This window comes from Microbacterium sp. WCS2018Hpa-9 (assembly GCF_031843745.1).
Lineage (GTDB): Bacteria > Actinomycetota > Actinomycetes > Actinomycetales > Microbacteriaceae > Microbacterium.
The window spans coordinates 431,677-457,713 of record NZ_JAVTIY010000003.1; the positions used below are offsets into that span (position 1 = coordinate 431,677).

Genomic DNA, 26,037 nt, shown 5'->3' on the forward strand with positions numbered 1-26,037 from the left:
CGACGCCGTCGGTCCGTGCCTCGAGGTGCGGATCGGCGGCGTCGTCGTGCAAGTGGCAGGTGGCAAGTGGCAAGTGGCACGTGGCAAGTGCCGCGGGGTCAGATCGCCTTGCGCAGCGTGTAGCCGCGGGGGGTCGCGACGAACCCCGCCTCTTGCAGGGCGAGGGCGAGCTCAGTGCCGTAGACGCCTTCTCCGTTGACCTTCTCGACCGTGAGAGTGTCGAGACGACGGGCGCGCGCCGTCGCGGCGAGGTCGGTTGCCGCGGCCCGCAGCACCTCGGCGTCGTCGGTGAAGCACAGCACAGTGCGGCCGCCCCGTTCGAGGTAGAGCACGAGCGAACCGTCGACGAGCACGACCAGGCCCCCGGCCTTGCGTCCGGGGCGATGCGAGACGTCGTCGCGCTTGGGCCATCCGAGGGCCGCGCCATAGGGATTGGCCGGGTCGGTCGCGGCGAGCGTGACGGCCTTGCGCGGTGCCGGGTCGGCGAGTCCGGCGAACGTGCGCAGGCGATCGACTGTGGCAGATGCCGCGAACTGCGCGGCGCCGAGCCTCTCGATCACGTAGCCGCGACGACAGTGCCCGGCCTCTTCGAAGCCGGCGAGCACGCGGTAGGTCTGAGCGAAGCCGCCGGGCACGCCCTCGGCCTGCACCGCGCCTCGGGTGACGACGCCGTATCGGTCGAGCAGCAGCCCCGCGGTGACGGTCGCGCGCCGAGCGGCATCGGTGTCGACGGAGGGGAGCAGCGACCAGCGTCCGCCGATCGACGAGGGGCGCGCCGCCGTGCGCGCGAGCGACATGCCCCGGTAGGTGCGGGTGCGCGGGGCGCGTCGCGTCACGCGGTGGGCCTGCGACCCCCCGGCCAGCAGCGACCGGATCGGGGCGAAGGTGTCGTTCGTCACGCGCCCCGCCCAGGTCAGCGACCACAGTGCCTCGAGCACGGACTGCTCGTTCTCGGCCCCGGCCATCTCTTTCAGCTGGGCGGCGAAGTACGCTCCGCCCGCCTCGAGGGCGGCGAGCACCCGGGCCTCGAGCGAATCGGTGGCGATCTCGTCGTCGGGCTCTGGGAGTGTGAAGGGCGCGAGATCGGCAGGGTGCAGCGAGACCCAGCCGTCACGGCCGGGCAGCGTGCCGTGACCCGACCAGATCACCTCGCCCGCCGCAGTGAGCTCGTCGAGCAGGGCGGGGGAGTAGTCGCGCACTCGAGAGGGCAGCACGAGTGACTCCCAGGCGCTCGCGGGAATGGGCACCCCGGCGAACTGCTCGATCACGGCGAGCACGCCGTCGAGTCCTTCGAGCGGACGGCCGAGGTGCTGCCAGTCGGGCAGGAAGCGCGCATACGCCTCGGGTGACACCGGTTCGACGCTGCCTCGGATCGCGGCGAGCGACCGCATCCGCAGTCGGCGCAGCACCTCGGTGTCGCACCATTCGGTCTCGTTGCCCGTGCCGGAGGCCTCGGGCAGGAAGTAGCCGCTGGTCAGTCGGCCCGAATGCTCCAGCCGCTGCAGGGTGTGTCGCGCTACGGCCGCGCCGAGGCCGAAGCGCGTCGCGATGGCATCGGTCGTGAAAGGGCCGTGCGTGCGGGCGTACCGCGCGACGAGGTCGCCGAGCGGATCGGCGAGGGGTTCGAGAAAGGCGACGGGGATGCCGGTGGGCAGCGCCGCACCGAGTGCGTCGCGCAGGCGGCCAGCGTCTTCGATCGCGGCGACGCACGTGGTGCCGGCGACCGTGACCGGGATCGCGCGACGGGCGGCGATCAGCGCGTCGAGGTGTTCAGATGCCGAACCTGTCTCGGGGTCGAGTCGCGCGTCGATCTCGGCCGCATCCATCGGACCGAGCATCCGCAGCAGATCGGCGACGCCCTCGAGGCCTCGCGCGTGCCGCTCGGGGTCGAGGCGCTGCGCCTCGCGCTCGAACTGCGTGATGACGTCGGGGTCGAGGAGCTCGCGGAGCTCGACCGTGCCGAGCAGCTCGCCGAGCAGCGCGGGGTCGACCGAGAGAGCGGCCGCCCGACGCTCGGCCAGCGGCGAGTCGCCCTCGTACATGAACGCGCCCACGTAGCCGAAGAGCAGGTCGCGCGCGAACGGCGAGGGCTGAGACGGCTGGGTCTCGACGAGTCGGATGCGCCGGTCGGCGATCGACACCGCGAGCTTGCGCAGCGACGGCAGGTCGTAGACGTCCTGCAGAACCTCGCGCAGGGTCTCGAGGATCACCGGGAACGTCGGATGCCGGCGGGCCACTTCGAGCAGCTGCGCCGAGCGCTGGCGCTGCTGCCACAGCGGCGTGCGCTTGTTCGGGTTCATCCGAGGCATCAGCAGCGCACGGGCCGCGCACTCGCGGAAGCGGGAGGCGAACAGCGCCGACCCGCCGACCTCCTGCGTGACCAGCTGTTCGAGCTCGTCGGGGTCGAACACGAAGAGCTCTGCTCCGGGCGGCTCCGCCTCGGCATCCGGGATGCGCACGATGATGCCGTCGTCGCTCGCGACCGCCGAGCCCTCGACTCCGAGGCGTTCGCGGATGCGGGCGTTGATCGCCAGGGCCCACGGGGCGTGCACCTTCATGCCGTACGGAGAATGAAGGATGACCCGCCAGTCGCCGACCTCGTCGCGCCCCCGCTCGACCGTGAGCGTGCGGTCGGTCGGCAGCGTGCCTGTCGCCTCCCGCTGCTCGGTGAGGTGCGCCATCAGGTTCATCCTGGCCTGCGGGTCGAGACCGGCGTCGATGAGCCGCTGCGCCGCCTTCTCGGGGGTCGCCGCCGACACCTCGCGCGAGAACTCTCCGAGCGCCTCGCCGAGTTCGAACGGGCGGCCGATTCCGTCACCGTGCCAGAACGGCACCTTGCCCGGCTGGCCGTATGCCGGGATCACATTGACCCGGTCATGCGTGATCTCGGCGATGCGCCAGCTCGTCGTGCCGAGAGTGAACACGTCGCCGACGCGCGACTCGTAGACCATCTCCTCATCGAGCTCGCCGACGCGGGCACCGGTCGACTCGCCGGCGACGAAGACGCCGAAGAGTCCGCGGTCGGGGATCGTGCCGCCGCTGGTGACGGCGATGCGCTGGGCGCCGGGGCGGCCGGTGAGTGTGCCGGCGTCTCTGTCCCACACCAGACGAGGGCGCAGCTCGGCGAACTCGTCGGAGGGATAGCGACCGGCGAGCAGGTCGAGTGTCGCCTCGTAGGCCGACCGGGGGAGGGACTGGAACGGCGCCGACCGGCGCACGGTCTCGAACCACTCCTCGACGCTGATCTCACCGAGGGCACTCGCCGCGACCGTCTGCTGCGCGAGGATGTCGAGCGGATTGCGCGGCACCTGGATCGCCTCGATCTTGCCGGCCAGCATCCGCTCTGTGACGATCGCGGTGTGCAGCACGTCGCCCCGGTGCTTGGGGAACAGCGCAGCGCGGCTGATCTCGCCGACCTGGTGGCCCGCTCGACCGACCCGCTGCAGGCCGGAGGCCGCCGACGGTGGCGCCTCGACCTGGATGACCAGGTCGACCGCACCCATGTCGATGCCGAGTTCGAGGCTGCTCGTCGCGACGACGCAGCGCAGGACGCCGGACTTCAGCTCCTCCTCGACCTGAGCGCGCTGCTCTTTCGAGACCGAGCCGTGGTGAGCCTTGGCGAGCACGGGATCGGCTCCGGCTGTCGCGCCCGCTTGCGCCATCATGGCCGCCGGCACGGATGCCTCGGGCAGGGCGACGCCGATGCGCTCGGAGTAGATCTCGTTCAGGCGCCCGGTGAGCCGCTCGGCCAGCCGCCGCGAGTTCGAGAACACGATGGTCGACTTGTTCTGCAGGATGCGGTCGACGATCGCCTCCTCCACATGCGGCCAGACGGAGCCGGTGACCTCGGTGTACTCGGCACCCGTCGCATCACCCGCGTCTTTCGGCGCGCCGGGAGGCGGTGGCGGGTTGGTCATGTCGTCCATCGGGACGATGACGCCGAGCTCGAACGTCTTCGATGCGGGCGGGGCGACGATCTCGACCGGAGCGGCGCCGCCGAGGAACCGCGCGACCTCGTCGATGGGACGCACGGTCGCCGACAGCCCGATCCGCTGGGCCGGCTCATCGTGGCCGTGCAAGCGACGCAGCGCGTCGAGACGCTCGAGGCTCACCGCGAGGTGGGCTCCGCGTTTGGTGGCGGCGACCGCGTGAACCTCATCGATGATCACGGTGTGCACGTCGCGCAGAGTCTCGCCGGCGCGACTGGTGAGCATCAGGTAGAGCGACTCGGGGGTGGTGATCAGGATGTCTGGCGGGTCGGAGACCAGCTTGCGACGGTCGCTCGACGTCGTGTCGCCCGAGCGCACGCCGACTGTCACGGAGGGGGCCTCGACGCCGAGGCGCCTGGCCGACTGCCCGATGCCGATCAGCGGAGAGCGCAGGTTGCGCTCGACGTCGACGCCGAGGGCCTTCAGCGGCGAGATGTAGAGGATGCGCGTGCGCGAGCTGTCTTTGGCTCGCGCGGGCTGCTCGGTGCGCTCGCGGAAGACACTGTCGATCGCCCAGAGGAACGCAGAGAGGGTCTTGCCCGACCCGGTGGGCGCCACCACGAGCGCGTGCTTGTGCGCGGAGATCGCCGTCCAGGCGCCCGCCTGTGCCGGCGTGGGCGCGGGAAAGGCACCCCGGAACCAGTCTTGGGTGGCGGGGGTGAACCGGTCGAGCACATCACCCATCAGTCCATCTTCGCCGAGGCCACCGACATCGGGGTCGGCGAGGACGAGATCCGCGCCGTGGCGCCCGCCGCTCGGCAGGCGCCACGGGCGTCACCGTACCTCGTGCACCGCACCCTCGGCGTCGATCTCCAGCGTGAGCCCCAGGCCGAGACGGGCGAGGAACGCGTCGTCGTGACTCACGACCAGCACGGCCCCGCGGTAGGCCCGCAGTGCCTCGACGAGCTGGTCGACGGTGTCGATGTCGAGGTTGTTCGTCGGCTCGTCGAGCACCACGAGGTGCGGCGCGGGGTCGGAGAGCAGCAGCTTCGCGAGCGCCACCCGGAAGCGCTCGCCGCCCGACAGAGCCGCGACAGGCCGCTCCGCCGTGGCTCCTCGGATGAGGAACCTCGCGAGACGGTTGCGCAGCTCCTTCTCAGGCACGTGAGGCGCGGCATCCGCGATGTTCTCGAACACCGACCGGTTCTCATCCAGCCCGTCGACCCGCTGCGGCAGGTAGCCGATGCGGTCGGTGAGCGCCGTCGCCGTCAGCACCGGCTGTTCCGTATTCAGGAGAGATTCCTCGGCAACGCTCGCCGAGCCGCCGTCCGGAGGGATCGACGGCATCTGTGCTGAATCGTGAACACCGCCGGCGGCATCCGCCACCAGCCGCTCGAGCAGCGTCGTCTTGCCGGCCCCGTTGCGACCGATCAGCGCGACGCGATCGGGGCCCTGGATGATCCACGACCTCACGCCGTCGCCGATCATCGCGATGCGCCGCGAGCGGGACACCTGCGGATCCGGAAGCTCGATCTTCATCGACGCATCCGAGCGCAGACGTCGCCCCGCCTCGTCGAGCGCGGTGCGAGCGGCATCCTCTTTCGCGCCGACCTCGGTGCGCAGCTTTCCCGCCGACACCTCGGCGGCCATCTTGCGACCGTGCGCGATGATCTTCGGCACGCGCTTCTCGACCTCTGCCTTCTTCGCCGTGCGGGCGCGGTGCGCGAGCTTGACCTCGGCCTCGATGCGCTGACGCTTCTCTTTGCGGAACTCCTGCTTCGCGGTGACCTCGGCCTGCCTGGCGGCCTCCTGTTCGGCATCCAGCCAGGCTCGCCATTCGGAATACGGTCCGCCGAACACGCTCAGAGTCTGGGCGTAGAGCTCGGCGGTGTCGTCCATCAGCTCGAGCAGGGAGAGGTCGTGGCTGACCACGATGAGAGTGCCCTTCCATGACCTGACCATGGCCGCCAGCTTCGCGCGGGCGTCACGATCGAGGTTGTTGGTCGGCTCATCGAACAGGGTGATCGGAGCCCGGCGCAGACGGATGCCGGCGATCGCGACGAGCACCGCCTCACCGCCGGACAGCTCGCCGACGCGTCGGTCGAGGAACTCGGGGGCGAGCCCCGCCTCGGCCAGGGACAGCTCGGCTCGGGCCTCGATGTCCCAGTCGTCGCCGACCGCGTCGAAGTGCGCCTGATCGACATCGCCCGCGGTGATCGCGCGGACGGCATCGAGGGTTTCGGCGAGTCCGAGCAGCTCGGACACCCGGCGGTCGACGTCGAGTGTGAGCTGCTGCGGCAGGTATGCGACCTCACCTGTCGTGGTGAGGATTCCGGTCGTGGGGCTCAGCTCGCCCGCCATGAGGCGGAGCAGCGTCGACTTGCCGGCGCCGTTGCGGCCGACCAGCCCGGTGCGACCGGATCCGAAGGATCCCGAGACCGATTCGAGCGCGGTCGTGCCGTCCGGCCAGGTGAAGGTGAGTCGGTCGAGGGTGACCGACGCGTGAAGGGTGGGTACTGACATGGTGTCTCCTGTCGAGTGCGAGGGTGCACTGACACCGGTCGCCCGAGGGCCCCGTCTGAGCGGGGCGCTGTCGAAGGACAGCGGGCGTGGTCTGCCGTGGAGTCGGCGATCGTCGGGTCAGCGCGCGGAAAGATGAGCGCGGAGGCGACGGATCAGATCAAAGGACTTCCAGACACGGCGGACAGGACTCCACGACGATACCCGGGCGTGTCGGCGTTTCGCAACCCCGGGCGTGTCGCGGTGGCGGACCCGCTCTGTCAGGGCTTGGCAGCCCGCTCGAGCCACTTCGTGAGGAAGACGTGCACGTCGCGGAGCTCTTCCTCCGAGATGCTGTGCGTGAGTCCGGTGTAGACGCGCCCAGACAGCTCGGAGTGCCCGGGCAGCCACTCGGCGGTGTGCGCGACCAGCGCCTCGGGGATCACCTGGTCGTTCGTGCCTCGGCCCCAGAAGACGTGCGGTCGCGACTCGGTCAGCGCTGCGTCGCCCGGCAGCTCACCGGCGGCGGCATAGCCGCTGAGCGCCACCACGGTGTCGATGCTCTGCGGGGCGAGACGCATGGCCTGCAGGGCGACGGCTGCCCCCTGCGAGAAGCCGAGCAGAGCCACCGCGGGAGCATCGGCCCGAGCATCGTCGAGCCAGCGCAGGAACGCCTCTGCCGCGAGAGTCACCGACGCGGCGCTGCGGCCGTCGAGTCCCTCGATGGCATACCAGGAGCGCCCCGGCATCGGCCACGGGGGTGCGAGCGGGGCGGCGACGGATGCCACGGCGATGCCCTCGGGCAGATACGGCACCAAGCCGAACAGGTCGTGCTCGTCTGCGCCGTATCCGTGCAACAGCACCAGCAGTGGCATCCCCGCGCGGTCGTCGGTCGACCAGCGCGTGAGGAGCCCGTCGATCATCAGTTCTTCGCTCACCCGTCCATCCTGCCAGCGCCCTCCGACACGCGCAGGTGCTGATCGTCGGATCGTATGCCGGTCATGGCCGCAAGTCGGTGTTCGGTCGAGGATGCGGCTGGTAGAAAGGAGACATGGCCGTCCGCACACCTGATCCCGAACCCGAGCCCGATGACGGCATGGAGGGCTTCGGCGCCGCACAGCCGTCGCGCGATTCCAACCCGGGGTGGTTGAGCGAATACGAGCTCGCAGAGGCGAGACGCCATCTGCCGATGCTCTACGTAGAGGCGATCCCGGTGCGCACCGACGGTTCAGGACAGGTGACCGAGATCGGCATCCTGCTGAGGTCGACGCCCATGGGCGAGATGACGCGCACCATCGTGTCGGGCCGAGTCCGGTTCGGCGAGACGATCCGCGATGCGCTGTTCCGCCACGTCGAGAACGACCTGGGTCCGATGGCGTTCCCGCTGCTCCCGCCCCAGCCGCTGCCCTTCACCGTCGCCGAGTACTTCCCGATGCCGGGTGTCAGCGCCTACCACGATGACCGTCAGCACGCCGTCTCGCTCGCGTTCGTGGTGCCGGTCACCGGCACGTGCGAGCCGCGACAGGACGCGCTCGAGGTCACCTGGTTCTCGCCGGAGGCCGCGGCGTCGGACACCGTCGCCGCCGAGATGGAGGGTGGGCGCGGCACGCTCATCCGTCTGGCGCTCGCGAACCTCGGTCTGCTTCGCTGAGCGAGATCAGCTGAGCGCGCTCAGCTGACAGCGCTCCGCTGCCAGCTGAGCGGCGCGATCCTCAGCGCGTGGTGAGGCGCGCGAGCTCTGCGACGAACTCGTCGACGTCGGATTCCTCGGTGTCGAAGCCGCACATCCAGCGGACCTCGTTGCGCGCGGCATCCCAGTCGTAGAAGCGGAACTTCTCGCGCAGCTGGTCGGCGATTCCGTCGGGAAGCGTCGCGAAGACGCCGTTCGACTGGGTCGGCTGCGTGAACGAGACGCCGGTGATCTCGCCGGCGGTGATGCCGGCCTCGATCTCACCGCGCAGCCGCTGGGCCATGGCGTTCGCGTGCTGGGCGTTGCGCAGCCACAGGTCGCCCTCGAGCAGAGCGATGAGCTGCGCCGAGACGAACCGCATCTTCGACGAGAGCTGCATGTTGAACTTGCGGGAGTACTGCAGACCCGTCGACGCCTCGGGGTTCAGCACAACGATGGCCTCGCCGAGCATGGCTCCGTTCTTCGTGCCGCCGAAGCTGAGCACGTCGACACCGGCGTCGCGGGTGAAGGCGCGCAGCGGAACGTCGAGGGCCGCTGCCGCGTTCGAGATGCGAGCGCCGTCGAGGTGCAGCATCATGCCGCGTTCGTGCGCGTGGTCCGCGAGCGTGCGGATCTCATCGACGGAGTACAGCGTGCCGAGCTCGGTCGACTGCGTGATCGAGACCACGAGCGGCTGTGCGCGGTGCTCGTCTCCCCAGCCCCAGGCCTCGCGGTCGACGAGCTCGGGGGTGAGCTTGCCGTCGTCCGTCGGCACGGCGAGGATCTTGAACCCGCCGATCTTCTCGGGGGCACCGCCCTCGTCGACGTTGATGTGGGCGGTGGATGCCGAGATCACGGCGCCCCAGCGGGGCAGCATCGACTGCAGACCGGTGACGTTCGCCCCGGTGCCGTTGAACACCGGGTACGCCTGCACGCCCTCGCCGAAGTGGGAGCGGAACACCTCCTGCAGACGCGCGGTGTAGGCGTCCTCGCCGTAGGCGACCTGGTGGCCGCCGTTCGCCGCCGCGATGGCCGCGAGGACCTCGGGGTGGACTCCGGAATAGTTGTCGCTGGCGAAGCCCCGAACGGCGGGGTCATGCTGAATACTCACCGCACAAGCCTACGGGCCGGCGCCGATGTCGGAAGCCGCGCTGCGGAACCCGCTCTACCGAATGTCCGAGGCCCCGCCTACCCTCTAAAGCATGGAGCGCACCGCAGCGAAGACCGCCTTCGCCAACGTCCTCGTCAACACGCTCATCGCGAACGTGACGACGAGCTTCCTGTGGTTCGCGCTGACGTTCTGGGTGTACATCGAGACGCAATCGGTGCTGGCGACCGGCATCATCGGCGGTGCCTACATGTTGTTCGTCGCCTTCTTCGCGATGATCTTCGGCACGATCGTCGATCGCAACCGCAAGCACACGGTCATGCTGCTCTCGAGCGTCATCTCGGCGGTCGCGTTCCTGATCGCGGGGGTGCTCTACGTCTGGCAGCCCGAGTCTGCGCTGCTCGACCTCGGCGGCCCCTGGTTCTGGCTGTTCTCGGCGATCATCCTGTTCGGCGGGGTCATCGAGCAGCTGCGCAACATCGCGCTCTCGACGACGGTCACGCTGCTGGTGCCCGAAGATCGGCGGGCCAACGCCAACGGCCTGGTCGGCACGGTGCAGGGGCTGGCCTTCCTCGTGACGAGCGTGTTCTCAGGACTCTCGATCGGCTTCCTCGGCATGGGGTGGACGCTGGCGATCGCGATCGGCGCGATGGCGCTGACCTTCGTGCACCTGCTCTTCATCCGCATCCCCGAGGGCGCATCTCAGCCCGACCCCGATGCCAAGAGCGCTCTCGACTTCCGCGGCAGCGTGGCGGCCATCAGGCTGGCGCCCGGACTGTTCGCGCTGATCATCTTCTCGACCTTCAACAACCTCATCGGCGGCGTGTACATGGCGCTGATGGACCCCTACGGTCTCACCCTCTTCGACGCCCAGATGTGGGGGTTCGCTCTGGCGTTCGCGTCGACCGGATTCCTGATCGGCGGCGGGCTCGTGGCCAAGTTCGGCCTCGGCGTGAAGCCGATGCGCACGCTGTTGCTGGTCGTGATCGCGATGGGCATCCTCGGCTCGGTCTTCATGCTGCGCGAGTGGTGGCCGCTCTACGTGATCGGCATGTGGATCTACATGGCTCTCGTGCCTCCTGTCGAGGCGGCAGAGCAGACGATCATCCAGAAGGTGGTCCGCTACGACCGGCAGGGGCGCGTGTTCGGCGTCGCCGCCGCGATGGAGGCCGCAGCCGCTCCCATCACGGCGTTCCTGATCGCGCCGATCGCCGAGTTCCTGATCATCCCGTACATGAAGACCTCCGAGGGGCAGCAGCAGTGGGAGTGGCTGCTCGGCACGGGGGATGCTCGGGGCATCGCGCTGATCTGCCTGTTCGCGGGCATCATCATGGTGGTCGCTGCCACACTCGCGTTCTTCACGAAGTCGTATCGCAAGCTCACCGAGCTCTATGCGAACGCACCTGAGCAAGATCCGAACGGCGAGGATGCCGACGTCGATGCCAGCGACGCTGCAGGGGCAGACGCGGTCGCGAATCGCAGCGTCGACGACCGCATCGCAGATTCCCCGCCGCCGCTGCGGGGGCTGCCGCCCGAAGTGCCCGAGGCGCGTCGCTAGCCGCGGTCGACCGGATCAGTCGAGCGTGATGATCTGGTCGTTGAGATCGGCGGGGTCGCCGTCCCACAGCGCCAGGACACGCGGTACGAGAGACTCCGGATCCAGCGCCTTCGCCCGGAACACGACGGATGCCGCACGCAGCTGCTCCCCGGCATCCCGCGCCGCTTTGGCGAAGCCCTGCGCCACCGCGCGCGTCCACGCCTCGCTCGCGGCCTTGATGGCCGCGTAGTTCGCGCCACCCGCCAGAGGGCGTCCCACCGCGGTCGACGAGACGATCGCGAACCGTCCGGCATTCGACGTGCGCAAGGCGCTGTCGAACGCACGGCTGGTCGCGCGCACCGCTTCGAGCGCGGGCAGAAGGGCGCGGAAGTCATCATCGGACTGCCCGGCGAGCCCGCCGCCCCCACGCCAGCCGCCGACCAGCGGGATCACGGCGTCGACCGCGTCGAGCCGCGACGCCAGCTCAGCCATCGCCTCCACCGAGGTCGCATCAGCCACCTCGACCCGCGCTCCGATCGCCCCCAGCGACTCCAGGCGCTCGGCGGAGCGACCGGTGGTGATCACCCGTGCCCCGGCGTCGACGAGCGCCCGGGCGAGCGCGAGCCCTGAAGGACTGGTGGCTCCGGCGAGAAGGATGGTTCGATCGGTGACGCTCATGTGCTCAACTCTCGTATAGAGACAGTTCTGCGGCCACCCCGGGCGGGAATGGCCGCAGACGCTGCGTCCGATCGCCCCCGCGACCGGACCCCAGAAATGCGCGGGTCAGTCGTCGGTGCCCCGGATGCCGACGGTCGACTCGATGACCGGCTTCATCTTCTTGTCGAGGGCTTCGAAGAACATGGACAGGGGGAACTCGTCGTCCAGCACCGCATCCGTGAAGCCCTTGGGGGCTCCGGCGAGGATCTCGTCCGGCAGACCGCGGGCCCACCGAGAGGCAGGGTTCGGAGTGAGGACGGAGCGGACGAGGTCGTAGGCGGCCAGCCAGTGCGCCGTCTTCGGGCGATCGATCGAGCGCCAGTAGAGCTCGTCGATCGCGTCGCCGAGGGCGACGACCGCATCGGGCACCGCGGCCCAGTCGAACGCGAGGGCGGTGTCGGTCCAGTGCAGCACGCCGCGCTGGTGCAGCCAGGCGAACAGCAGCTGTCCACCGAGACCGTCGTAGTTGCGCACACGCGATCCCGTGATCGCGAAGCGGAAGATCCGGTCGAAGATCACGGCGTACTGCACGAGATCCGCGTGGTCGAGCATCTCCTGCTCGGAGTCGGAAAGGCTGTCACCGGCCTCGGTACGCGCACGCAGGGACCGCTCGATCTTCACCGACTCGCGGAACGCGGTGAGGTCGCACCGCAGCTCTTCGAGCGAGTACAGGAAGAACGGCATCCGCTGCTTGATCATGAACGGGTCGAACGGCAGGTCACCGCGCATGTGGGTGCGGTCGTGGATGATGTCCCACATCACGAACGCGCGCTCGGTCAGCGCCTGGTCGTCGAGCATCGCTGCGGCACGCTCGGGAAGCTCGAGCTTGGTGATCTCGGCAGCCGCGCGGGTGACCCGGCGGTATCGGGCCGCTTCGCGGTCCTGGAAGATCGCGCCCCACGTGAACGAGGGGATCTCGCGCATCGCGACGGTCTCGGGGAACAGCACGGCCGAGTTGGTGTCGTACCCGGGCGTGAAGTCGACGAGCCTCAGCGAGACGAACAGCTTGTTGCCGTATTCGCCGGCCTCGAGGGCCGCGATGAACTCGGGCCAGATCGTCTCGACGATGAGCGCCTCGACGAGTCGGTCGTTCGAGCCGTTCTGCGTGTACATGGGGAAGATGACCAGGTGACGGATGCCGTCGACCCGGTGCTGTTGAGGCTGGAAGGCCATGAGCGAATCCAGGAAGTCCGGCACGCCGAATCCTTCGGAGACCCAGCGGTCAAAGTCGACGATCGACGCGGCGAGGTACTCGGCGTCGTGCGGGAAGGCAGGGGCGAGAGCGCGAATGCCTGCGGTGACCGCGCCGACGAGATCGCGGGCGGCGGCGTGGTGCGCGGCATCCGGGATCGAGCCGTCCTTGATCTGCATCTCGCGGATCGCGATCGCGGCATCCTTGAGCTGTGCCCACGCTGCCGAAGACTCGGCGATCGATGCGTCCTCGACGACCTCGGGTTCGCCGACGATGGCCTGTACAGCGGAGCTGTTGGCGGAAATGATGGACATCGGGACCTCCGATCGGAGACTTTCACGGAAAGATTCCGGCATATACGGAATCCTGACGATAATATTACATCTATGGATGACTCCGTCGACCGCGCGATCCTGGCCGAGATCTCACGAGACGGACGCGCGACGCTGTCTCAGCTCTCCGACGCCGTCGGCCTCTCGGTCTCGGCTGTGCAGTCGCGACTGCGCCGTCTCGAGACCCGAGGCGTGATCACCGGATACCGGGCGATCCTCGACCCCGAGCTGGTCGGAACCCCGCTCTCGGCGTTCATCGAGATCACCCCGCTCGACCCCGCGCAGCCCGACAACGCCCCCGAGCTGCTCGAGCACCTCGACGCGATCGAGGCATGTCACTCGATCGCGGGTGACGCGAGCTACATGCTGTTCGTGCGTGTCGCGTCGCCGCGCGCACTGGAAGAGCTCGTGCGTGACATCCGGCTCGCGGCGAACGTCAGCACCCGCACCACGGTCGTGCTGCAGACCTACTACGAGCACCGGCCGATCATCTCGGTCGCCCCCGAAGGCGAGTAGACAACGCGCGCTCCGATCACAGCACCGCGGTGATCACAGCACCGCGCCGACCATCGCTTCGCCGAGGGGCGTGCGCAGATGCAGCATCCTGGCGCCGTCGCGTTCGCTTGAGAGCAGGCCAGCGTCCCGCAGCACGGTGAGGTGATGGGATGCCGTCGATACGGCGATTCCCGCGTCCTGTGCCACCTGCGACGTGGTGCGGGCGACGCCTGCCTCGAGCAGGATCTTCGCGCGAGCCGGGCCGAGGAGCGCACCGAGTGATCCTGCGATCTCGCTCGCCTCGCGGGACCAGCCGGCGGTCACGCCCCGCGCAGGATAGAACAGTGTCGGCTGTGCCGGCGGTTCGGTGAGCACCATGCATCCCCACGACGACATCACCGACGGCACGAGCACCAGTCCGCTGCCGTGGCAGTCGACGAGCTCGCTGTGCCGACGAAGCGAGACTCGCACGGCTCCGTCGCCCCAGCTCACCGTCGGATGCAGCCCACCGGCCATCCCCCTGATCCCCGAGGTGGCGATCACCCGCGACCGGACGGCGATGTCGGCACGCAGCAGACGTTCGAGCTGCGGCCAGACGGGAGCGAGTGCGGCATCCCACACCTCCGACCACGCGTCGGCGATCATCTCGCGAGCACGAGCCGGCTGCTCCTGCATCTCGCGAAGCGCCCGCTGGCGCGCCCCCGTCGAGCGCAGCACCATCTTGCCGAAGTCGATCCGCATCGGGTCCAGCGGCGTGATGCGCAGGGCCGCGAGCTCTGCCTCGGGTGTCATGTCCCACCCCGGCGCAGCCGTGAGGAAGTCGGGCATGTAGCCGTCGTCGCCGATCACTGCGCCGAGCAGCTGGAAGCTCTCTCGCGGAAGCCGATCGCGCACGGCGCGCAGCCATCCCCATTGCAGCGGATGCTGTGCCGGACGCAACAGCACCCGCACGGCATGGGCGAGCTCATGCCCGGGGGAGATCCCGAAGCGCACCGACTGGATGTCGCCGGGACTCAGGTGGAACTCGACCCGATGGTCGGGGTGCTCGACGCCTTCGACCGGCGCACCGGGTCGATGCGAGCTTGCATTTCGATCCACATCGAAACTCTAGGACGAGCGTCCTGGCCTGTCGAGACTGAGCTCATGAACACCACGTCATCCGCTCTCGCAGCCGTCGCCGCCGCGGACATCCGCATCGGCACCGGTCGCAGCCGCAGGTTCGTCGGAGCCGAGCACGGTGCGGGGATCTCATACTTCTACGTCGAGAACCGGCCCGGCGAAGGGCCGGGTCTCCACTGGCATCCCTATCCCGAGACCTGGGTGGTGCTCGAGGGCATGGCGCGGATCACGGTCGGCGACGAGACGATCGTCGCCTCGGCAGGCGACACCGCGACAGGCCCGGCCTTCGTGCCACACTGCTTCACGAACGTCGGCGAGGGGATGCTGCGCATCATCGGCATCCACGCGTCGGCGACGATCATCCAGACCTTCCTCTCCGACGACTGAACCACGACACACAGGAGCATCCATGTCCTTCCAGGCATACCTCGACAAGGTCGAGACCCAGACCGGCCTCACCCCTCGGCAGTTCATCGAACTCGCCAAGGAGCAGGGGTTCGACGAGACCACGAAATCGACCGTCGTGCTCAACTGGCTCAAGCAGGACTACAGCCTCGGCCACGGTCACGCCCAGGCGATGGTGCACGTGATCCTCAAGGGTCCGAAGATCAGCGACAAGCACGTCGGCAAGGCCGGTGCGCATGGCGACGCGTCGGACACGCTCTGGCTCGACGGCAAAGACAGCAACCCGAACGCCTGACCCGCACCCGACCTGACGAGCAAGGAGCACCCATGGCCGTTCGCGTCGATCTCAACGTCTCCCTCGATGGATTCGCGACCACCACCGACCAGACGCCCGAGAACCCGTTCGGCGACGACTGGCCGCGTCTGGTCGCCGCGTACGCGGCGACGCAGACCTTCCGCCGCCGCGTGCTCGGTGATCACTCGGGCGCAGGCACCACCGGCGTCGACGAGAAGTATGCGCACGCGTACTTCGAGAACATCGGCGCCGAGATCATGGGAGCCGGCATGTTCGGCCTGCACCTGCACCCGGACGACCCGGACTGGCGAGGGTGGTGGGGCGATGAGCCGCCGTTCGAAGCCCCGGTCTTCGTGCTCACGCACACGCCGCGACCGTCGATCGAGTTCGCCAATGGCACGGTCTTCCACTTCCTCGAGACGACGCCAGAAGATGCCCTCGCGCGAGCGACGGCCGAGGCGGGCGACCAGGACGTCCGGATCGGCGGCGGTGTCGATGTGGTGCGTCAGTTCTTGCGTGCCGGGCTGGTCGACCGCCTGCACCTCATGGTCAACCCGCTCGTCATCGGCAGCGGTGAGCGCATCTGGGACGGCCTGCGCGGCATCGAGAACGACTACGAACTGCACACCGAGCCGGCCGAGAGCGGCGTCATCCACCTGACGTTCCGCCGCGACTGACGGGTGCGGCTCGCGGGCGTCCATCGGCGCCCGCAGTAGGATTCCCTGCGTGGCAGCATCCTCGAAGCGCAAGAAGAACCAGACCCGTGTGAGCGGCAATCCCGCGAAGCGGGCGAGCGGCAACCCGGCGAGCCAGGCCGTCATCGACGCCGGGCCCGTGACGCTCGGCGACTGGATCGGCGCCGCTCGTCTGCGCACCCTTCCGCTCGCCGTCGCCCCGGTCGTCATCGGCACCGGCGCCGCACGCAGCACCGGTCCGGAGTTCCACTGGGTGATCGCGCTGGCGTGCCTCGCGGTCGCCGTGCTGCTGCAGATCGGCGTCAACTTCGCGAACGACTACAGCGACGGCATCCGCGGCACCGACGCCGTGCGCGTGGGGCCGGCACGACTGACGGCATCCGGGCGGGTGAAGCCGCGAACCGTGCTCGTCACGGCGCTCGTGTTCTTCGCGCTCGCCGCGGCGGTCGGCGTCGCCATCGTGATCCGCACCGAGCAGTGGTGGATGCTGGCGGTCGGTGCGGCCTGCATCATCGCCGCCTGGTTCTACACCGGCGGCAAGCGCCCTTACGGCTACTTCGGTCTGGGCGAGGTGTTCGTCTTCATCTTCTTCGGACTCGTCGCCACCCTCGGCACCACCTGGGTGCAGGTCTTCGAGCTGCCGCAGCAGGCCTGGCTCGGAGCCATCGCTGCCGGCCTCTTCGCCTGTGCGGTGCTGCTCGCCAACAACCTGCGCGACATCGACCAGGATCGCGTCGTCGGCAAGCGCACCCTGACGGTGCTGATCGGCAAGCGACCGACCCAGGTGCTCTTCACCCTGTTCGTGATCGCGCCCTTCGGCATCCTGGCGGTCATCGCGCTGCTGTACCCGATCGCGTGGATCGGCCTGCTCGCGCTGCTCGCCGGACTCCCGGCCGTTCTCATCGTCTGGACGTACCGTCAGGCGAAGGAGCTCGTCGTCGCGCTGGCGCTGACCTCGCTCACCGCACTGCTCTACGCCGGTGCGTTATTCTGGGCGCTCGCCGGCTGAGCCCCGCGTCCTGACGCGCGCCGACTGCTTTCGGCCCTCCCTCGCGAGCACAGTTTCGGATCTCGACGACAGCGCGCCGACGTCACCAGCGGATGCAGCGGCGCGCCCTCTCCGCGCTCCGAAGCTGTGCCCGGAGAGGCCTCGGGAAGGACGGTCGGGGAGGGGCAGTGCGGCGAGTAGAAAACCAGAAGGTCCGGGTCAGTCCTCGCGGCGCGTGGTGGTGCCGGCCTCGCCGGAGATCGCGTCGTCTTCGGCATCCGCATCGGCCTGCGCGGCAGAGCTGCGGCCGCCGCGGCGCTCGACGATCCGCGCTGAGGCGTCGGTGAGGGGCCTCCGCAGGAACAGCATCGAGATGCTCATGCCGATGAGGGCGGCGAAGATCGCGGCGAGCCACCAGTACTCGCGGAAGATCGGGAAGAAGAACCACATGATCGCGAGCGGCACGAGGAAAGCCAGCAGGCGCAGCACGGTGTAGACGAGGAAAGGTGCACGGTTCTTCACCCGAACAGTCTACGTTCGCGAGCTGGGGCGTCTGCTGTCAGTCGGCTTTGTCGAGCGCCTGGAACGGGATGCCGCGCACGACGCGCTTCCAGGGGTGCTCGCCGAGCGACCACAGCAGCTTCGCATCGAGGTCGAGGGCGAGATCCTCACAGCCGACGGGAAGCGGCACCCGATCGCGGGTCAGGGCATCGCGGCTGCCGGTCCACAGTGCGCCGGGGCGCATGCCGTCGGACTGTGACACGAAGTGCCGGTCGCCCCAGCGTGCCGCTCCCTGCATCTGCGTGATGCCGGGGGTGAAGCGGCTCGCTTCGCGGAAGTCATCGTCATCGGAGTCGGGCACCGTGAACTCCGCGATCCGCCCCGTGTCGTCTTTCGTGTATTCGCCGATGAGCACTCGCCGCAGGGGCGTGCCGTCGTCGTCGAACACGCGACCGAGATACGAGCAGCGCAGCTCGATCGGATGCACGCGAGTGCGCACCGCGACGAGCGCGGTGGCGCGAAGTCCTCGTCCGCCCGCACCGGCGACGCGTCGTGCCTCGGCGCCCCGCACCCGGCGGATGTCGGCGAGGTCGAACTCCCAGATGCCGCGACCCGTCGCCGCGACGAACAGTCGATCGTCGAACCACGCGAGGCCGCCGGCATGGATCGGGGCGGGCTGCAGCTCGCCGCCATCTTCGACCGCGAGCAGCACGTCGAGATGACGAGAGCGCTCGAGGTCGACGAATGCGATCCGAGACGCCAGATGGTGACCGTCGAGCCGCTGACGGAACCAGCTCACGGCGAGTGTCCGGCGCCCCTGCCACAGACCGAGATCGATGCCCTGCGGATACCAGCGGCGAGTCCAGGTGCGGGCGCTCAGCCACCGCAGGTCGACCGTGGTGCGGCGCTTCTGGCGCACCGGGCGCCAGGTGGTTCCGAACGGCCAGAGCATGCACCCATCGTCGCCGATCGCCGGGCGAGGTGCGAATCGGCCGCGGGCATCGGTGCGTCGACGCAGATCGCGTCACCGCGCGTTCACCCGCTGGCCCCCGATCGGCAAGGAACGCCTGAGAGCATTCCGAGACCGTCGACCCGGGGGAGTTCTGTGCGCACACCGCTCGTGACCGTCATCCTGCCAGCCAAGGACGCAGGCGCCTACATCGGCACGACGCTCGAGACGCTGACACGGCAGTTCGACGACCCCGCCTCGCTCAAGCTCGTGGCTATCGACGACGGCTCGCGCGACGACACCGGCACCCTGATGAGGCGATATGCCGAGCGGTTCCCGCACGCCGAGGTCATCGTCAACCCCCGGCCGAAGGGGCTCGCGAGCGCGCGCAACCAGGGGCTCGAGCATGTCGAGGGCGATGCGTTCTGCTTTCTCGACGGAGACGACTGGATGCAGCCGCAGCGGCTCTCGGTGCTGGCCCGGCGTCTGGACGAGCTCCAGTGCGACTTCCTCCGCACCGACCACGTCACGGTGAAGGCCGGCGTGCGCACCCTCGTGCCGGCACCGTACCCGTGGCGGGAGACGGTCGGCTCACCCCGTGAGGCGATCCTGCCCGACAACGAGCCGACGATGGTCGACTACCCGTTCGCCTGGGCCGGGATCATGCACCGTCGCCTGATCGACCAGGGACTCGCGGGTTTCACACCCGGCCTCTTCACCGCCGAAGATCGTCCGTGGATCTGGCGCCTGCACCTGCAGGCCCGATCGTTCGCGGTGGTCGACGCCCCGGCATTGCTCTACCGCCGCGGGGTGTCGACATCGCTCACGCAGGTGCGCGACCGTCGACAGCTCGACTTCGTGCGCGCGATGGGCGAGGTGCTCGACATCGTCGAGGCGGATGCCGAGTCCGACCGCTTCCTGCCGAAGGCGGTGTGGAGCGTGATGGCGCTCTCTTCCCGCCATCTCGTGCGATCGAGGAGGATGACCCCGTCGCTGCGCGTCGAGATGCGCGCGGGCCTGCGCGGATTGCTCGCCCGCCTGCCTGAGGGCGAGGCATCGGCTGTGCTGTCGCGTCTCGACGGACCCCGGCGCCGCGTGCTGGCACCGCTGCTGCGCACCGTCGGGGTCGCGGCATGACGCAGCTCTTCGCGGTGCACAGCGCCTATGGGCTGGCCACCGCGGCCGGTGCACTCGACGGCGGGCTGCTCGGCGACCACGGTGAGCGCATCCTCGTTCCGTTCGTGTCATCGCGAGTGCCCGAGACATCGGTGAGCATCGCCTCCGACCCCGCGCTGGCGAGCCTGCGCGACAGGTTCGACCGCATCGAAGATCTCGACGCGCTGCTCGGCCCCCTGCATCCGAGCTCGTGGAAGCCCCATGCTGCTGACCTGCCGCTGCTGCGCCGACTGCTGACCCGGGCGTGGGGCATCGACACGGGCGACATCGAACTGCTCGTGCAGAGCCCGCAGGTCGCCCCGGCACGCACCCTGATGCTGCTCTTCCCGCACGCGCGACTCACGATCATCGGAGACGGGCTCATGACGTACTCGCCGATGCGGGTGCGGATGCCGCACACGGTGACTGCGCGGATCGGTCGCGTCGTGCACGTCGACGTGGTGCCAGGACTGACGCCGTTGGTGGGGTCGCCCACCGCGACTCCCGTGCCTGTCTCGCCCGACCTGTTCCGCGCGGTGCTCGCCGAGACCGCCGCGGCGGTCGACGACACGGCAGAACTCGAGAGCGCTCTCGGCGGTGAGTCGACCGTGCTCGTGCTCGGCCAGTACCTGTCGGCTCTCGGCCTGGTCAGCGAGGGCGAGGAGATCGCGCTGCAGAAGGAGATGATCGACCGCGCGGCGAGCCGACGACCGCAGCACATCGTCTTCAAACCGCACCCCGCCGCCCCGCCCCGTCTGAGCGACGCTCTGCGTGACCGGGCGCGGGTGCACGGCATCGACTTCCGCGAGTACCGCGGTGCGCTCGCCGCAGAGGTGCTGGCCGAACGGATCGACGCGACAGCCGTCATCGCCGGGTTCTCGACCGCCCTGCCGACCGTGCAGGCGCTGTTCGGCCGGGAGATCGATGCGGTCGGGGCAGGCACCGTGCTCGCGCGGCTGACTCCCTATGAGAACAGCAATCGGGTGCCGGCGACGATCGTCGATGCGCTCACCCGTGCAGACTCCCCGTACCGTGAACCCGACAGCATGCAGCTGCTGATCGACGCGGTCGGCTATGCGATGCAGCCCGTCGTCGCCGGGCACCTGCGCGGTCGGGCCGAGCAGCTGCTCGCCGGCATCCGGCCCTCTGACCGGGATCGGTACTTCGCCCCCGAGAGGCTCAGCGAGCTGCGGCTGCCAGGGGCGCCGCGCGAGACGGCCATGCGTCGTGCGCTGCGCCCGGTGGGCGGCATCGGCCGAGTCGAACAGATGAAGCTCACGGTGCTCGCAGCGCGGCGCAGACTCGCTCGCGCCTGGCGAGTGCTCAGAGGGCGATGAGCGGGATGACGGCGAAGAGGGACGACGACGGCGATGGGATCAGCGACATGACCGCGGAACAGCAGAGGGCGGAAGCCGGCAGGGTCGTCGCGATCATCCCGGCACGAGGCGGATCCAAGGGCGTGCCGCGCAAGAACCTGCGACGTGTCGGCGGGGTGCCGCTCATCGAACGCGCCGTGCGCACCGCATCCGAGACCGATGGCATCGACCTCGTGGTCGTCTCGACCGATGACGACGAGATCGCCGCGGTGAGCGAGGCGGCCGGGGCGAGAGTCGTGCGGCGACCGGCCGAGATCTCCGGTGACACGGCCTCGTCGGAGTCGGCGATCCTGCATGCGCTCGACGTGCTCGAGGCCGGGGGAGAGTCGGCCGACGTGGTGGCGTTCCTGCAGGCGACATCGCCGTTCATCGCGCAGGACGCACTGTCGGGTGCCGTGCGCGAGGTGCGCGAGCGCAGGGCGGACAGCGTGTTCGCGGCCCACGAGACCTACGGATTCCTGTGGTCGCGCGGCGACACAGGGAACGCGAGCGGCGCAGGGCGTTCGGATGGCATGGGGCGTACGGATGGCGCAGGGCAGACGGATGCCGACGCAGCCGTCGCACTCAACCACGACGCCGCGCATCGCCCTCGGCGTCAGGACCGCGAGCCGCACTTCCTCGAGACGGGGGCGTTCTACGTGTTCCGTGCCGATGGCTTCCGTGCGGCGAAGCATCGCTTCTTCGGACGCATCCGCATCGCTGAAGTGCCCGAGTGGACGGCGATCGAGATCGATGACGAACAGCAGCTGCGCATCGCCCGCGCGCTCGCAGCTCTTCACGAGAGCCCGGAGCGGGTGCCGGTGCGAGCCATCGTCACCGACTTCGACGGCGTGCACACCGACGACACCGCGACCGTCGACGCCGATGGTGTCGAGCGCGTGCGGGTGAGCCGTGAGGACGGCATGGGGGTGTCGCTGCTCCGGCGTGCCGGCATCCCGATGCTCATCCTCTCGACCGAGGTCAACGCCGTCGTGCGGGCTCGGGCAGAGAAGCTCCGCGTGCCCGTTCTGCACGGCATCGACGACAAGGAGTCGGCACTGCGCGGGTGGGCGGAGGAGGTCGGCATCCCCCTCGCCGACATCGCGTACCTGGGCAACGACGTCAACGACCTCCCGGCGCTGCGCATCGTCGGCTGGCCCGTCGCTGTGGCCGACGCGCATCCTCTCGTGCTCGAGGCGGCCCGTGTCGTGCTCAGCCGCACCGGCGGCCACGGTGCCGTCCGTGAGCTGATCGAACGGGTGTTGCCCGCCTGACCGGTGCCGGTAACCCTCCTGTGGTGTGGCGTTCACTATCGGCGCGTACTCAAGAGAGAAGGCCATTTCGACGACCGGAGGAACCATGACTGTCAGCATCGGCTCACGCGTGATCGGCGGCGGCCACCCCGCCTATGTCATCGCGGAGATCGGCCTCAACCACAACGGCGACGTCGACATCGCCAAGCGTCTGATCGACGTCGCGGCGAAGGCGGGAGCCGACGCCGTGAAGTTCCAGAAGCGCACCCCCGAGATCTCCACCCCCGAGCACATGCGCGATGTTCCGCGCGAGACGCCGTGGGGCACGATGAGCTACCTCGACTACCGCCGCCGCGTCGAGTTCGGCCGCGACGAGTACATCGCCATCGGCGACCACGCCACGATGCTCGGACTCGACTGGTTCGCATCTCCGTGGGATGTGCCCAGTGTCGAGTTCCTCGAAGACCTCAACGTCGTGGCGCACAAGGTCGCGTCGGCCAGCCTCACCGACACCGAGCTGCTCGTCGCGCTGCGCGAGACCGGCAAGCCGATCATCCTCTCGACCGGCATGTCGACGATCGAGCAGATCGACCGCGCGCTCACCACGCTCGGCACCGACCGCGTCGTGCTCATGCACGCCACGTCGACCTACCCCCTCGAGCCCGAAGAGGCCAACCTCCGTGCGATCGCCACGCTGCGTGACCGCTACCCCGGAGTGCCGGTCGGCTACTCGGGTCACGAGCGCGGTCTGCAGATCTCTCTCGCTGCGGTCGCGATCGGCGCGGTCGCGGTCGAACGCCACATCACGCTCGACCGCACGATGTGGGGCTCCGACCATGCGGCATCCCTCGAACCCACCGGCCTCGAGCACCTCGTGCGCGACATCCGCGTGATCGAGATGGCTCTGGGCGACGGCGTCAAGCGCGTGTTCGACAGCGAGCGCGCGCCCATGGCCAAGCTGCGTCGCATCTCGGCATGACCGGATCGGGCGCACTGCGGGTCGTCGCGATCGCCGACGCCGACTCCTTCGTGAAGTGGTCGGCGTCGCTGCTCGGCAGTGTGCCCGGCATCCGTGCGCATCTGCTGCTGGTGCAGACGCCGCTGACCGCGAGTGTCGATCAGCAGTGCACGGCGCTGGCCGGCACTGGAATGCGGTCAGGCGACGTCACCCGCATCGGTTTCGCGCAGGCTGCCGCCTGGCTCGACGGGCAGCGGCCCGACGTCGTCCTGCTCGCGGGGCGGGGACCGTTCGTGCGCCTGATGGGACGCCTGGTCGACACGCTCTCGCACCGCCCTGTGGTGGTCGCGGGGCTGCCGGGAATGGCGATCCCCGCCCAGCGCGGCGCCCTGGAATACCGCCGCCACGCCGACCTGCTCGTCGTGCACTCCCATCGGGAGGAGCGTGCGTTCGCCGAGCTGGGCCGCCGGATCGGCGTGCAGGTGCCGACGGCGCTGGCCACCCTGCCCTTCGCCCGATCTCGATCACGGATGCTCGCCGCCGACCGCGCCCGCGTGCTCGCGGCCGACGCAGGGCACCCGGCAGGCACCCTCATCGCCGACCGTCCGCCGGCTCCGAGCGCCGTGCGCATGCCGGCGACCGACATCGTGTTCGCGGCGCAGGCGCTCGTGCCGGTCGGTCGGGACGAACGTGCCGAGATCGCCGCGACTCTCATCAGAGCGGCCGAGGCCGACCCGAGTCGCCGAGTCGTCGTCAAGCTGCGCTCGCGTCCGGGGGAGTCCGAGACCCACCTCGAGCGCGACCCGTATCTCGAGCTGCTGCCTGCCCGGCGTCCTGACAACCTCGTGGTCTCGTACTCCTCGATGGCCGCGGCGCTCTCGACGGCGGCCGGACTCGTCACGGTCAGCTCGACCGCAGCCGTCGAGGCCGTGGCACTCGGTGTGCCCGTGATCGCTCTCGATTCGTTCGGAGTCAGCAAGAGCCTGCTGAACACCGTCTTCGTCGGAAGCGGTCTGCTCGGTGGGCGCAACGAGGTCGTGGCCGGTCGATTCCGGCATCCGCACCCCGCCTGGCTGCGAGACAACTACTTCCACCCTGCGGCCGACTCGACCTGGTGGAACCACGTCGAGCAGCTCGTCGCCCTGCGCAGGGCCGGTGCTCTGCCGGCGAAGCACGTGCCTGCAGCCCGAGGCGGAGCGATGCACGAGGCATGGCACCGCGCGAGTGTGCTCGGCTCGAAGGATCGCACGCTCGGCGGCACCGCAGCTCTCGCCGTGGGGGTGCCCGCGACGACCCTGCTCGCCGCGCTGCGCCGCGGGCGCTCGTCGGGCGACGGTGCCACCTGGGCCGATGCGACGACGGACTTCACGCTGGAGCCGAACCCGTTCCACGACTCGATCCGGCGCTGAGGCGCTGAGTCGCCGGTCGGCGCTCGGGCTCAGCGGTCGAGCAGCGCGCCGACCTGCGTCCTGACGTCCTGAGCGATCTCGTCGATGCTCGACTCCGCGTTGACGCTCGCCGCCATCGTGACGAACATCACCGCAGACACGATCCGGGCGAGTACGACCGACCGGTTCTCGTCGAAGCGAGGATCGCGGCGAAGGATGTCGGCGAGTGCGCTCTCGGTGTCGCCGACGATGCGCAGAGCCTCGGCATGGTGGGCGTCCGTCGCGCTGCCGAACACCATCTCACGAAGGTACGTGCGGCCGTTCTCGATCTGGGCGCGGTTGCACTCGATGATCGGGCGGAGGAGAGCCATCGCCGCCTCGAGAGTGTCCGACGTCGCTTCGGCTGCGGCGCGTCCGGTCTCGAGCGCCACGGCGTAGTGCGCGTTCTGCACCAGCAGCAGCAGTTCGCCTTTCGTCTTGGCGTACAGGAAGAGCGTGCCCGTGCCGACATCTGCCTTCTCGGCGATCTGCTGTGTCGTGACGTCGTCGATGCCGTGCTCGGCGAACAGCTCGGTCGCGGCGGCGGTGATCCGCTCGAGCTTCTGCTGCTTGTTGCGCTCGCGGCGGCCGAGGGGCGGTGCGGGTGTCGACATCTCGTCCTCTCGGGAATATAAACTGATTGCGCTCAGTTATGACTGAAGTCGCTTACGTGCGAACTCAGCAGACACCACATTGTCCCAAACTTCAAGGAGCAATCCATGCCTTCACTCGATGGCGCAGTCGTCCTCATCACCGGAGCGAACGGGGGCATCGGCACCCGCTTCGTCGAGGAGGCGCTCAGGCGCGGAGCGGCCAAGGTGTACGCCACTGCGCGGACCCCGCGCGAGTGGGCCGACGAGCGAGTGGTGCCCCTGCGACTCGACGTCACGGATGCCGAGTCGATCCGCGCCGTCGTCGAGGCGGCACCCGATGTGACGGTGCTCATCAACAACGCCGGCGCATCCGTGCCGACCGCGGGCATCCTCACCCATTCCGACGACGAGATCCGCCACAATGTCGAGACGAACTTCCTCGGCCCGCTCTTTCTGACGCGGGCCTACGCCCCGCTGCTCAGCGGTCGTCCCGGAGCGACGGTCATCGACATCCACTCGGCCCTCGCCTGGTTCGCGGTCGGCGGCATCTACAGCGCCACGAAGGCAGCCCTGTGGTCGGCCACCAACTCGCTCCGTCTCGAGCTGGCGCCCGCGGGCGTCCATGTCGTCGGTGTGCACGTCGGATACGTCGACACGGCGATGGCGGAGCACGTCTCCGACCCCAAGACCGACCCCGCCGAGCTGGTGCGGGCGATCCTGGATGCCACTGAGCGGGGCGAGTACGAGGTGCTCGCCGACGAGATCTCGGTGCAGCTCAAGGCCGGTCTGAGCGCTCCATTGGAAGCGGTCTACCCGCAGCTTCAGCCCGCAGTCGACTGATCCCGATCGAACCAGAACGGACAGGG

23 protein-coding genes are annotated in these 26,037 nt (G+C 69.3%); 13 read left to right on the forward strand and 10 right to left on the reverse strand.

Annotated elements, in window-relative coordinates; genetic code table 11:
* Nucleotides 1-98 precede the first annotated feature (98 nt).
* The 3 genes from RQG82_RS08785 to RQG82_RS08795 all read right to left on the reverse strand — a co-directional run bounded on the left by RQG82_RS08785 (nucleotide 99) and on the right by RQG82_RS08795 (nucleotide 7,366).
* Nucleotides 99-4,673 (reverse strand): ATP-dependent helicase, encoded by a 4,575-nt coding sequence (locus tag RQG82_RS08785; RefSeq protein ID WP_311258711.1) that lies wholly within the window; start codon nucleotides 4,671-4,673, stop codon nucleotides 99-101.
* A 90-nt stretch (nucleotides 4,674-4,763) separates the two neighbouring features.
* Complete coding sequence (locus RQG82_RS08790) at nucleotides 4,764-6,452, reverse strand: ABC-F family ATP-binding cassette domain-containing protein (RefSeq protein ID WP_311258712.1); 1,689 nt, start codon at nucleotides 6,450-6,452, stop codon at nucleotides 4,764-4,766.
* Nucleotides 6,453-6,709: 257 nt separating this feature from the next.
* Nucleotides 6,710-7,366 carry an alpha/beta hydrolase gene (locus RQG82_RS08795; RefSeq protein WP_396653586.1) on the reverse strand — a complete coding sequence of 219 codons (657 nt, stop codon included), beginning with the start codon at nucleotides 7,364-7,366 and terminating at the stop codon, nucleotides 6,710-6,712.
* A 113-nt stretch (nucleotides 7,367-7,479) separates the two neighbouring features.
* Here RQG82_RS08795 and RQG82_RS08800 point away from each other — a divergent pair, with 113 nt between their 5' ends.
* Entirely contained in the window at nucleotides 7,480-8,079 is a 600-nt protein-coding gene (locus RQG82_RS08800; protein ID WP_311258713.1) for a DUF4916 domain-containing protein, read from the forward strand.
* Nucleotides 8,080-8,140: 61 nt separating this feature from the next.
* Here the strand turns inward: RQG82_RS08800 and RQG82_RS08805 are convergent, their stop codons facing one another.
* Nucleotides 8,141-9,208 carry a low specificity L-threonine aldolase gene (locus tag RQG82_RS08805; protein ID WP_311258714.1) on the reverse strand — a complete coding sequence of 356 codons (1,068 nt, stop codon included), beginning with the start codon at nucleotides 9,206-9,208 and terminating at the stop codon, nucleotides 8,141-8,143.
* A 91-nt stretch (nucleotides 9,209-9,299) separates the two neighbouring features.
* On the opposite strand from RQG82_RS08805, the gene RQG82_RS08810 reads away from it, so the two are divergent.
* Complete coding sequence (locus tag RQG82_RS08810) at nucleotides 9,300-10,763, forward strand: MFS transporter (protein ID WP_311258715.1); 1,464 nt, start codon at nucleotides 9,300-9,302, stop codon at nucleotides 10,761-10,763.
* A gap of 15 nt (nucleotides 10,764-10,778) precedes the next feature.
* Here RQG82_RS08810 and RQG82_RS08815 read toward each other — a convergent pair whose 3' ends face one another.
* Entirely contained in the window at nucleotides 10,779-11,420 is a 642-nt protein-coding gene (locus RQG82_RS08815; protein ID WP_311258716.1) for an SDR family NAD(P)-dependent oxidoreductase, read from the reverse strand.
* A 105-nt stretch (nucleotides 11,421-11,525) separates the two neighbouring features.
* Entirely contained in the window at nucleotides 11,526-12,965 is a 1,440-nt protein-coding gene (locus tag RQG82_RS08820; RefSeq protein ID WP_311258717.1) for a DUF6421 family protein, read from the reverse strand.
* A 72-nt stretch (nucleotides 12,966-13,037) separates the two neighbouring features.
* Between RQG82_RS08820 and RQG82_RS08825 the strand changes: the two genes are divergently transcribed.
* Complete coding sequence (locus tag RQG82_RS08825; protein ID WP_140037960.1) at nucleotides 13,038-13,499, forward strand: Lrp/AsnC family transcriptional regulator; 462 nt, start codon at nucleotides 13,038-13,040, stop codon at nucleotides 13,497-13,499.
* A 33-nt stretch (nucleotides 13,500-13,532) separates the two neighbouring features.
* On the opposite strand, the gene RQG82_RS08830 is transcribed toward RQG82_RS08825, so the two are convergent.
* Nucleotides 13,533-14,576 carry a DUF5937 family protein gene (locus RQG82_RS08830; protein ID WP_311258718.1) on the reverse strand — a complete coding sequence of 348 codons (1,044 nt, stop codon included), beginning with the start codon at nucleotides 14,574-14,576 and terminating at the stop codon, nucleotides 13,533-13,535.
* Between the two features lie 45 nt (nucleotides 14,577-14,621).
* Between RQG82_RS08830 and RQG82_RS08835 the strand changes: the two genes are divergently transcribed.
* From RQG82_RS08835 to RQG82_RS08850, 4 genes are read left to right on the forward strand one after another with little or no spacing between them, the layout of a single operon-like run.
* A complete protein-coding gene (locus tag RQG82_RS08835; RefSeq protein WP_311258719.1) occupies nucleotides 14,622-14,984 on the forward strand; it encodes a cupin domain-containing protein in 363 nt (120 codons plus the stop codon).
* Nucleotides 14,985-15,006: 22 nt separating this feature from the next.
* Nucleotides 15,007-15,297, forward strand: a complete 291-nt coding sequence (locus RQG82_RS08840; protein ID WP_311258720.1) for a DUF4287 domain-containing protein — start codon at nucleotides 15,007-15,009, stop codon at nucleotides 15,295-15,297.
* 32 nt (nucleotides 15,298-15,329) lie between these two features.
* Nucleotides 15,330-15,974: a dihydrofolate reductase family protein gene (locus RQG82_RS08845; RefSeq protein WP_311258721.1), complete on the forward strand. Its 645-nt coding sequence runs from the start codon at nucleotides 15,330-15,332 to the stop codon at nucleotides 15,972-15,974.
* A 49-nt stretch (nucleotides 15,975-16,023) separates the two neighbouring features.
* On the forward strand, nucleotides 16,024-17,001 hold the full coding sequence (locus RQG82_RS08850; protein ID WP_311258722.1) for a 1,4-dihydroxy-2-naphthoate polyprenyltransferase: 978 nt from the start codon (nucleotides 16,024-16,026) through the stop codon (nucleotides 16,999-17,001).
* A 198-nt stretch (nucleotides 17,002-17,199) separates the two neighbouring features.
* Here the strand turns inward: RQG82_RS08850 and RQG82_RS08855 are convergent, their stop codons facing one another.
* Together RQG82_RS08855 and RQG82_RS08860 are read right to left on the reverse strand one after the other, a co-directional pair.
* Entirely contained in the window at nucleotides 17,200-17,502 is a 303-nt protein-coding gene (locus RQG82_RS08855; RefSeq protein ID WP_311258723.1) for a DUF4229 domain-containing protein, read from the reverse strand.
* Nucleotides 17,503-17,539: 37 nt separating this feature from the next.
* On the reverse strand, nucleotides 17,540-18,433 hold the full coding sequence (locus RQG82_RS08860) for a hypothetical protein (RefSeq protein WP_311258724.1): 894 nt from the start codon (nucleotides 18,431-18,433) through the stop codon (nucleotides 17,540-17,542).
* Nucleotides 18,434-18,586: 153 nt separating this feature from the next.
* On the opposite strand from RQG82_RS08860, the gene RQG82_RS08865 reads away from it, so the two are divergent.
* From RQG82_RS08865 to RQG82_RS08885, 5 genes are all read left to right on the forward strand, one after another.
* Complete coding sequence (locus tag RQG82_RS08865) at nucleotides 18,587-19,567, forward strand: glycosyltransferase family 2 protein (RefSeq protein ID WP_311258725.1); 981 nt, start codon at nucleotides 18,587-18,589, stop codon at nucleotides 19,565-19,567.
* Nucleotides 19,564-20,922: a polysialyltransferase family glycosyltransferase gene (locus RQG82_RS08870; protein WP_311258726.1), complete on the forward strand. Its 1,359-nt coding sequence runs from the start codon at nucleotides 19,564-19,566 to the stop codon at nucleotides 20,920-20,922. Before RQG82_RS08865 ends, RQG82_RS08870 begins: the two co-directional genes overlap by 4 nt.
* Nucleotides 20,923-20,969: 47 nt before the next feature.
* Nucleotides 20,970-22,214, forward strand: coding sequence for an acylneuraminate cytidylyltransferase (locus tag RQG82_RS08875; RefSeq protein ID WP_311258813.1), 1,245 nt, complete (start codon nucleotides 20,970-20,972; stop codon nucleotides 22,212-22,214).
* A gap of 85 nt (nucleotides 22,215-22,299) precedes the next feature.
* Nucleotides 22,300-23,172 carry an N-acetylneuraminate synthase family protein gene (locus RQG82_RS08880; RefSeq protein WP_311258727.1) on the forward strand — a complete coding sequence of 291 codons (873 nt, stop codon included), beginning with the start codon at nucleotides 22,300-22,302 and terminating at the stop codon, nucleotides 23,170-23,172.
* On the forward strand, nucleotides 23,169-24,560 hold the full coding sequence (locus RQG82_RS08885) for a DUF6716 putative glycosyltransferase (protein ID WP_311258728.1): 1,392 nt from the start codon (nucleotides 23,169-23,171) through the stop codon (nucleotides 24,558-24,560). Before RQG82_RS08880 ends, RQG82_RS08885 begins: the two co-directional genes overlap by 4 nt.
* 29 nt (nucleotides 24,561-24,589) lie before the next feature.
* Here the strand turns inward: RQG82_RS08885 and RQG82_RS08890 are convergent, their stop codons facing one another.
* The gene (locus RQG82_RS08890; protein WP_311258729.1) at nucleotides 24,590-25,192 is read right to left on the reverse strand and encodes a TetR/AcrR family transcriptional regulator; all 603 of its coding nucleotides are present in this window, start codon (nucleotides 25,190-25,192) and stop codon (nucleotides 24,590-24,592) included.
* A 105-nt stretch (nucleotides 25,193-25,297) separates the two neighbouring features.
* Between RQG82_RS08890 and RQG82_RS08895 the strand changes: the two genes are divergently transcribed.
* Nucleotides 25,298-26,011: an SDR family oxidoreductase gene (locus tag RQG82_RS08895; RefSeq protein ID WP_311258730.1), complete on the forward strand. Its 714-nt coding sequence runs from the start codon at nucleotides 25,298-25,300 to the stop codon at nucleotides 26,009-26,011.
* The last annotated feature ends 26 nt before the right edge of the window (nucleotides 26,012-26,037 follow it).

Excerpts from the sequence above, each read along its gene's own strand:
- RQG82_RS08785 (WP_311258711.1), bottom strand. The coding sequence starts at position 4,673 with ATGGGTGATGTGCTCGACCGGTTCACCCCCGCCACCCAAGACTGGTTC.
- RQG82_RS08790 (WP_311258712.1), bottom strand. The coding sequence starts at position 6,452 with ATGTCAGTACCCACCCTTCACGCGTCGGTCACCCTCGACCGACTCACC.
- RQG82_RS08800 (WP_311258713.1), top strand. The coding sequence starts at position 7,480 with ATGGCCGTCCGCACACCTGATCCCGAACCCGAGCCCGATGACGGCATG.
- RQG82_RS08810 (WP_311258715.1), top strand. The coding sequence starts at position 9,300 with ATGGAGCGCACCGCAGCGAAGACCGCCTTCGCCAACGTCCTCGTCAAC.
- RQG82_RS08815 (WP_311258716.1), bottom strand. The coding sequence starts at position 11,420 with ATGAGCGTCACCGATCGAACCATCCTTCTCGCCGGAGCCACCAGTCCT.
- RQG82_RS08820 (WP_311258717.1), bottom strand. The coding sequence starts at position 12,965 with ATGTCCATCATTTCCGCCAACAGCTCCGCTGTACAGGCCATCGTCGGC.
- RQG82_RS08825 (WP_140037960.1), top strand. The coding sequence starts at position 13,038 with ATGGATGACTCCGTCGACCGCGCGATCCTGGCCGAGATCTCACGAGAC.
- RQG82_RS08835 (WP_311258719.1), top strand. The coding sequence starts at position 14,622 with ATGAACACCACGTCATCCGCTCTCGCAGCCGTCGCCGCCGCGGACATC.
- RQG82_RS08840 (WP_311258720.1), top strand. The coding sequence starts at position 15,007 with ATGTCCTTCCAGGCATACCTCGACAAGGTCGAGACCCAGACCGGCCTC.
- RQG82_RS08845 (WP_311258721.1), top strand. The coding sequence starts at position 15,330 with ATGGCCGTTCGCGTCGATCTCAACGTCTCCCTCGATGGATTCGCGACC.
- RQG82_RS08860 (WP_311258724.1), bottom strand. The coding sequence starts at position 18,433 with ATGCTCTGGCCGTTCGGAACCACCTGGCGCCCGGTGCGCCAGAAGCGC.
- RQG82_RS08870 (WP_311258726.1), top strand. The coding sequence starts at position 19,564 with ATGACGCAGCTCTTCGCGGTGCACAGCGCCTATGGGCTGGCCACCGCG.
- RQG82_RS08875 (WP_311258813.1), top strand. The coding sequence starts at position 20,970 with ATGACCGCGGAACAGCAGAGGGCGGAAGCCGGCAGGGTCGTCGCGATC.
- RQG82_RS08880 (WP_311258727.1), top strand. The coding sequence starts at position 22,300 with ATGACTGTCAGCATCGGCTCACGCGTGATCGGCGGCGGCCACCCCGCC.
- RQG82_RS08885 (WP_311258728.1), top strand. The coding sequence starts at position 23,169 with ATGACCGGATCGGGCGCACTGCGGGTCGTCGCGATCGCCGACGCCGAC.
- RQG82_RS08890 (WP_311258729.1), bottom strand. The coding sequence starts at position 25,192 with ATGTCGACACCCGCACCGCCCCTCGGCCGCCGCGAGCGCAACAAGCAG.
- RQG82_RS08895 (WP_311258730.1), top strand. The coding sequence starts at position 25,298 with ATGCCTTCACTCGATGGCGCAGTCGTCCTCATCACCGGAGCGAACGGG.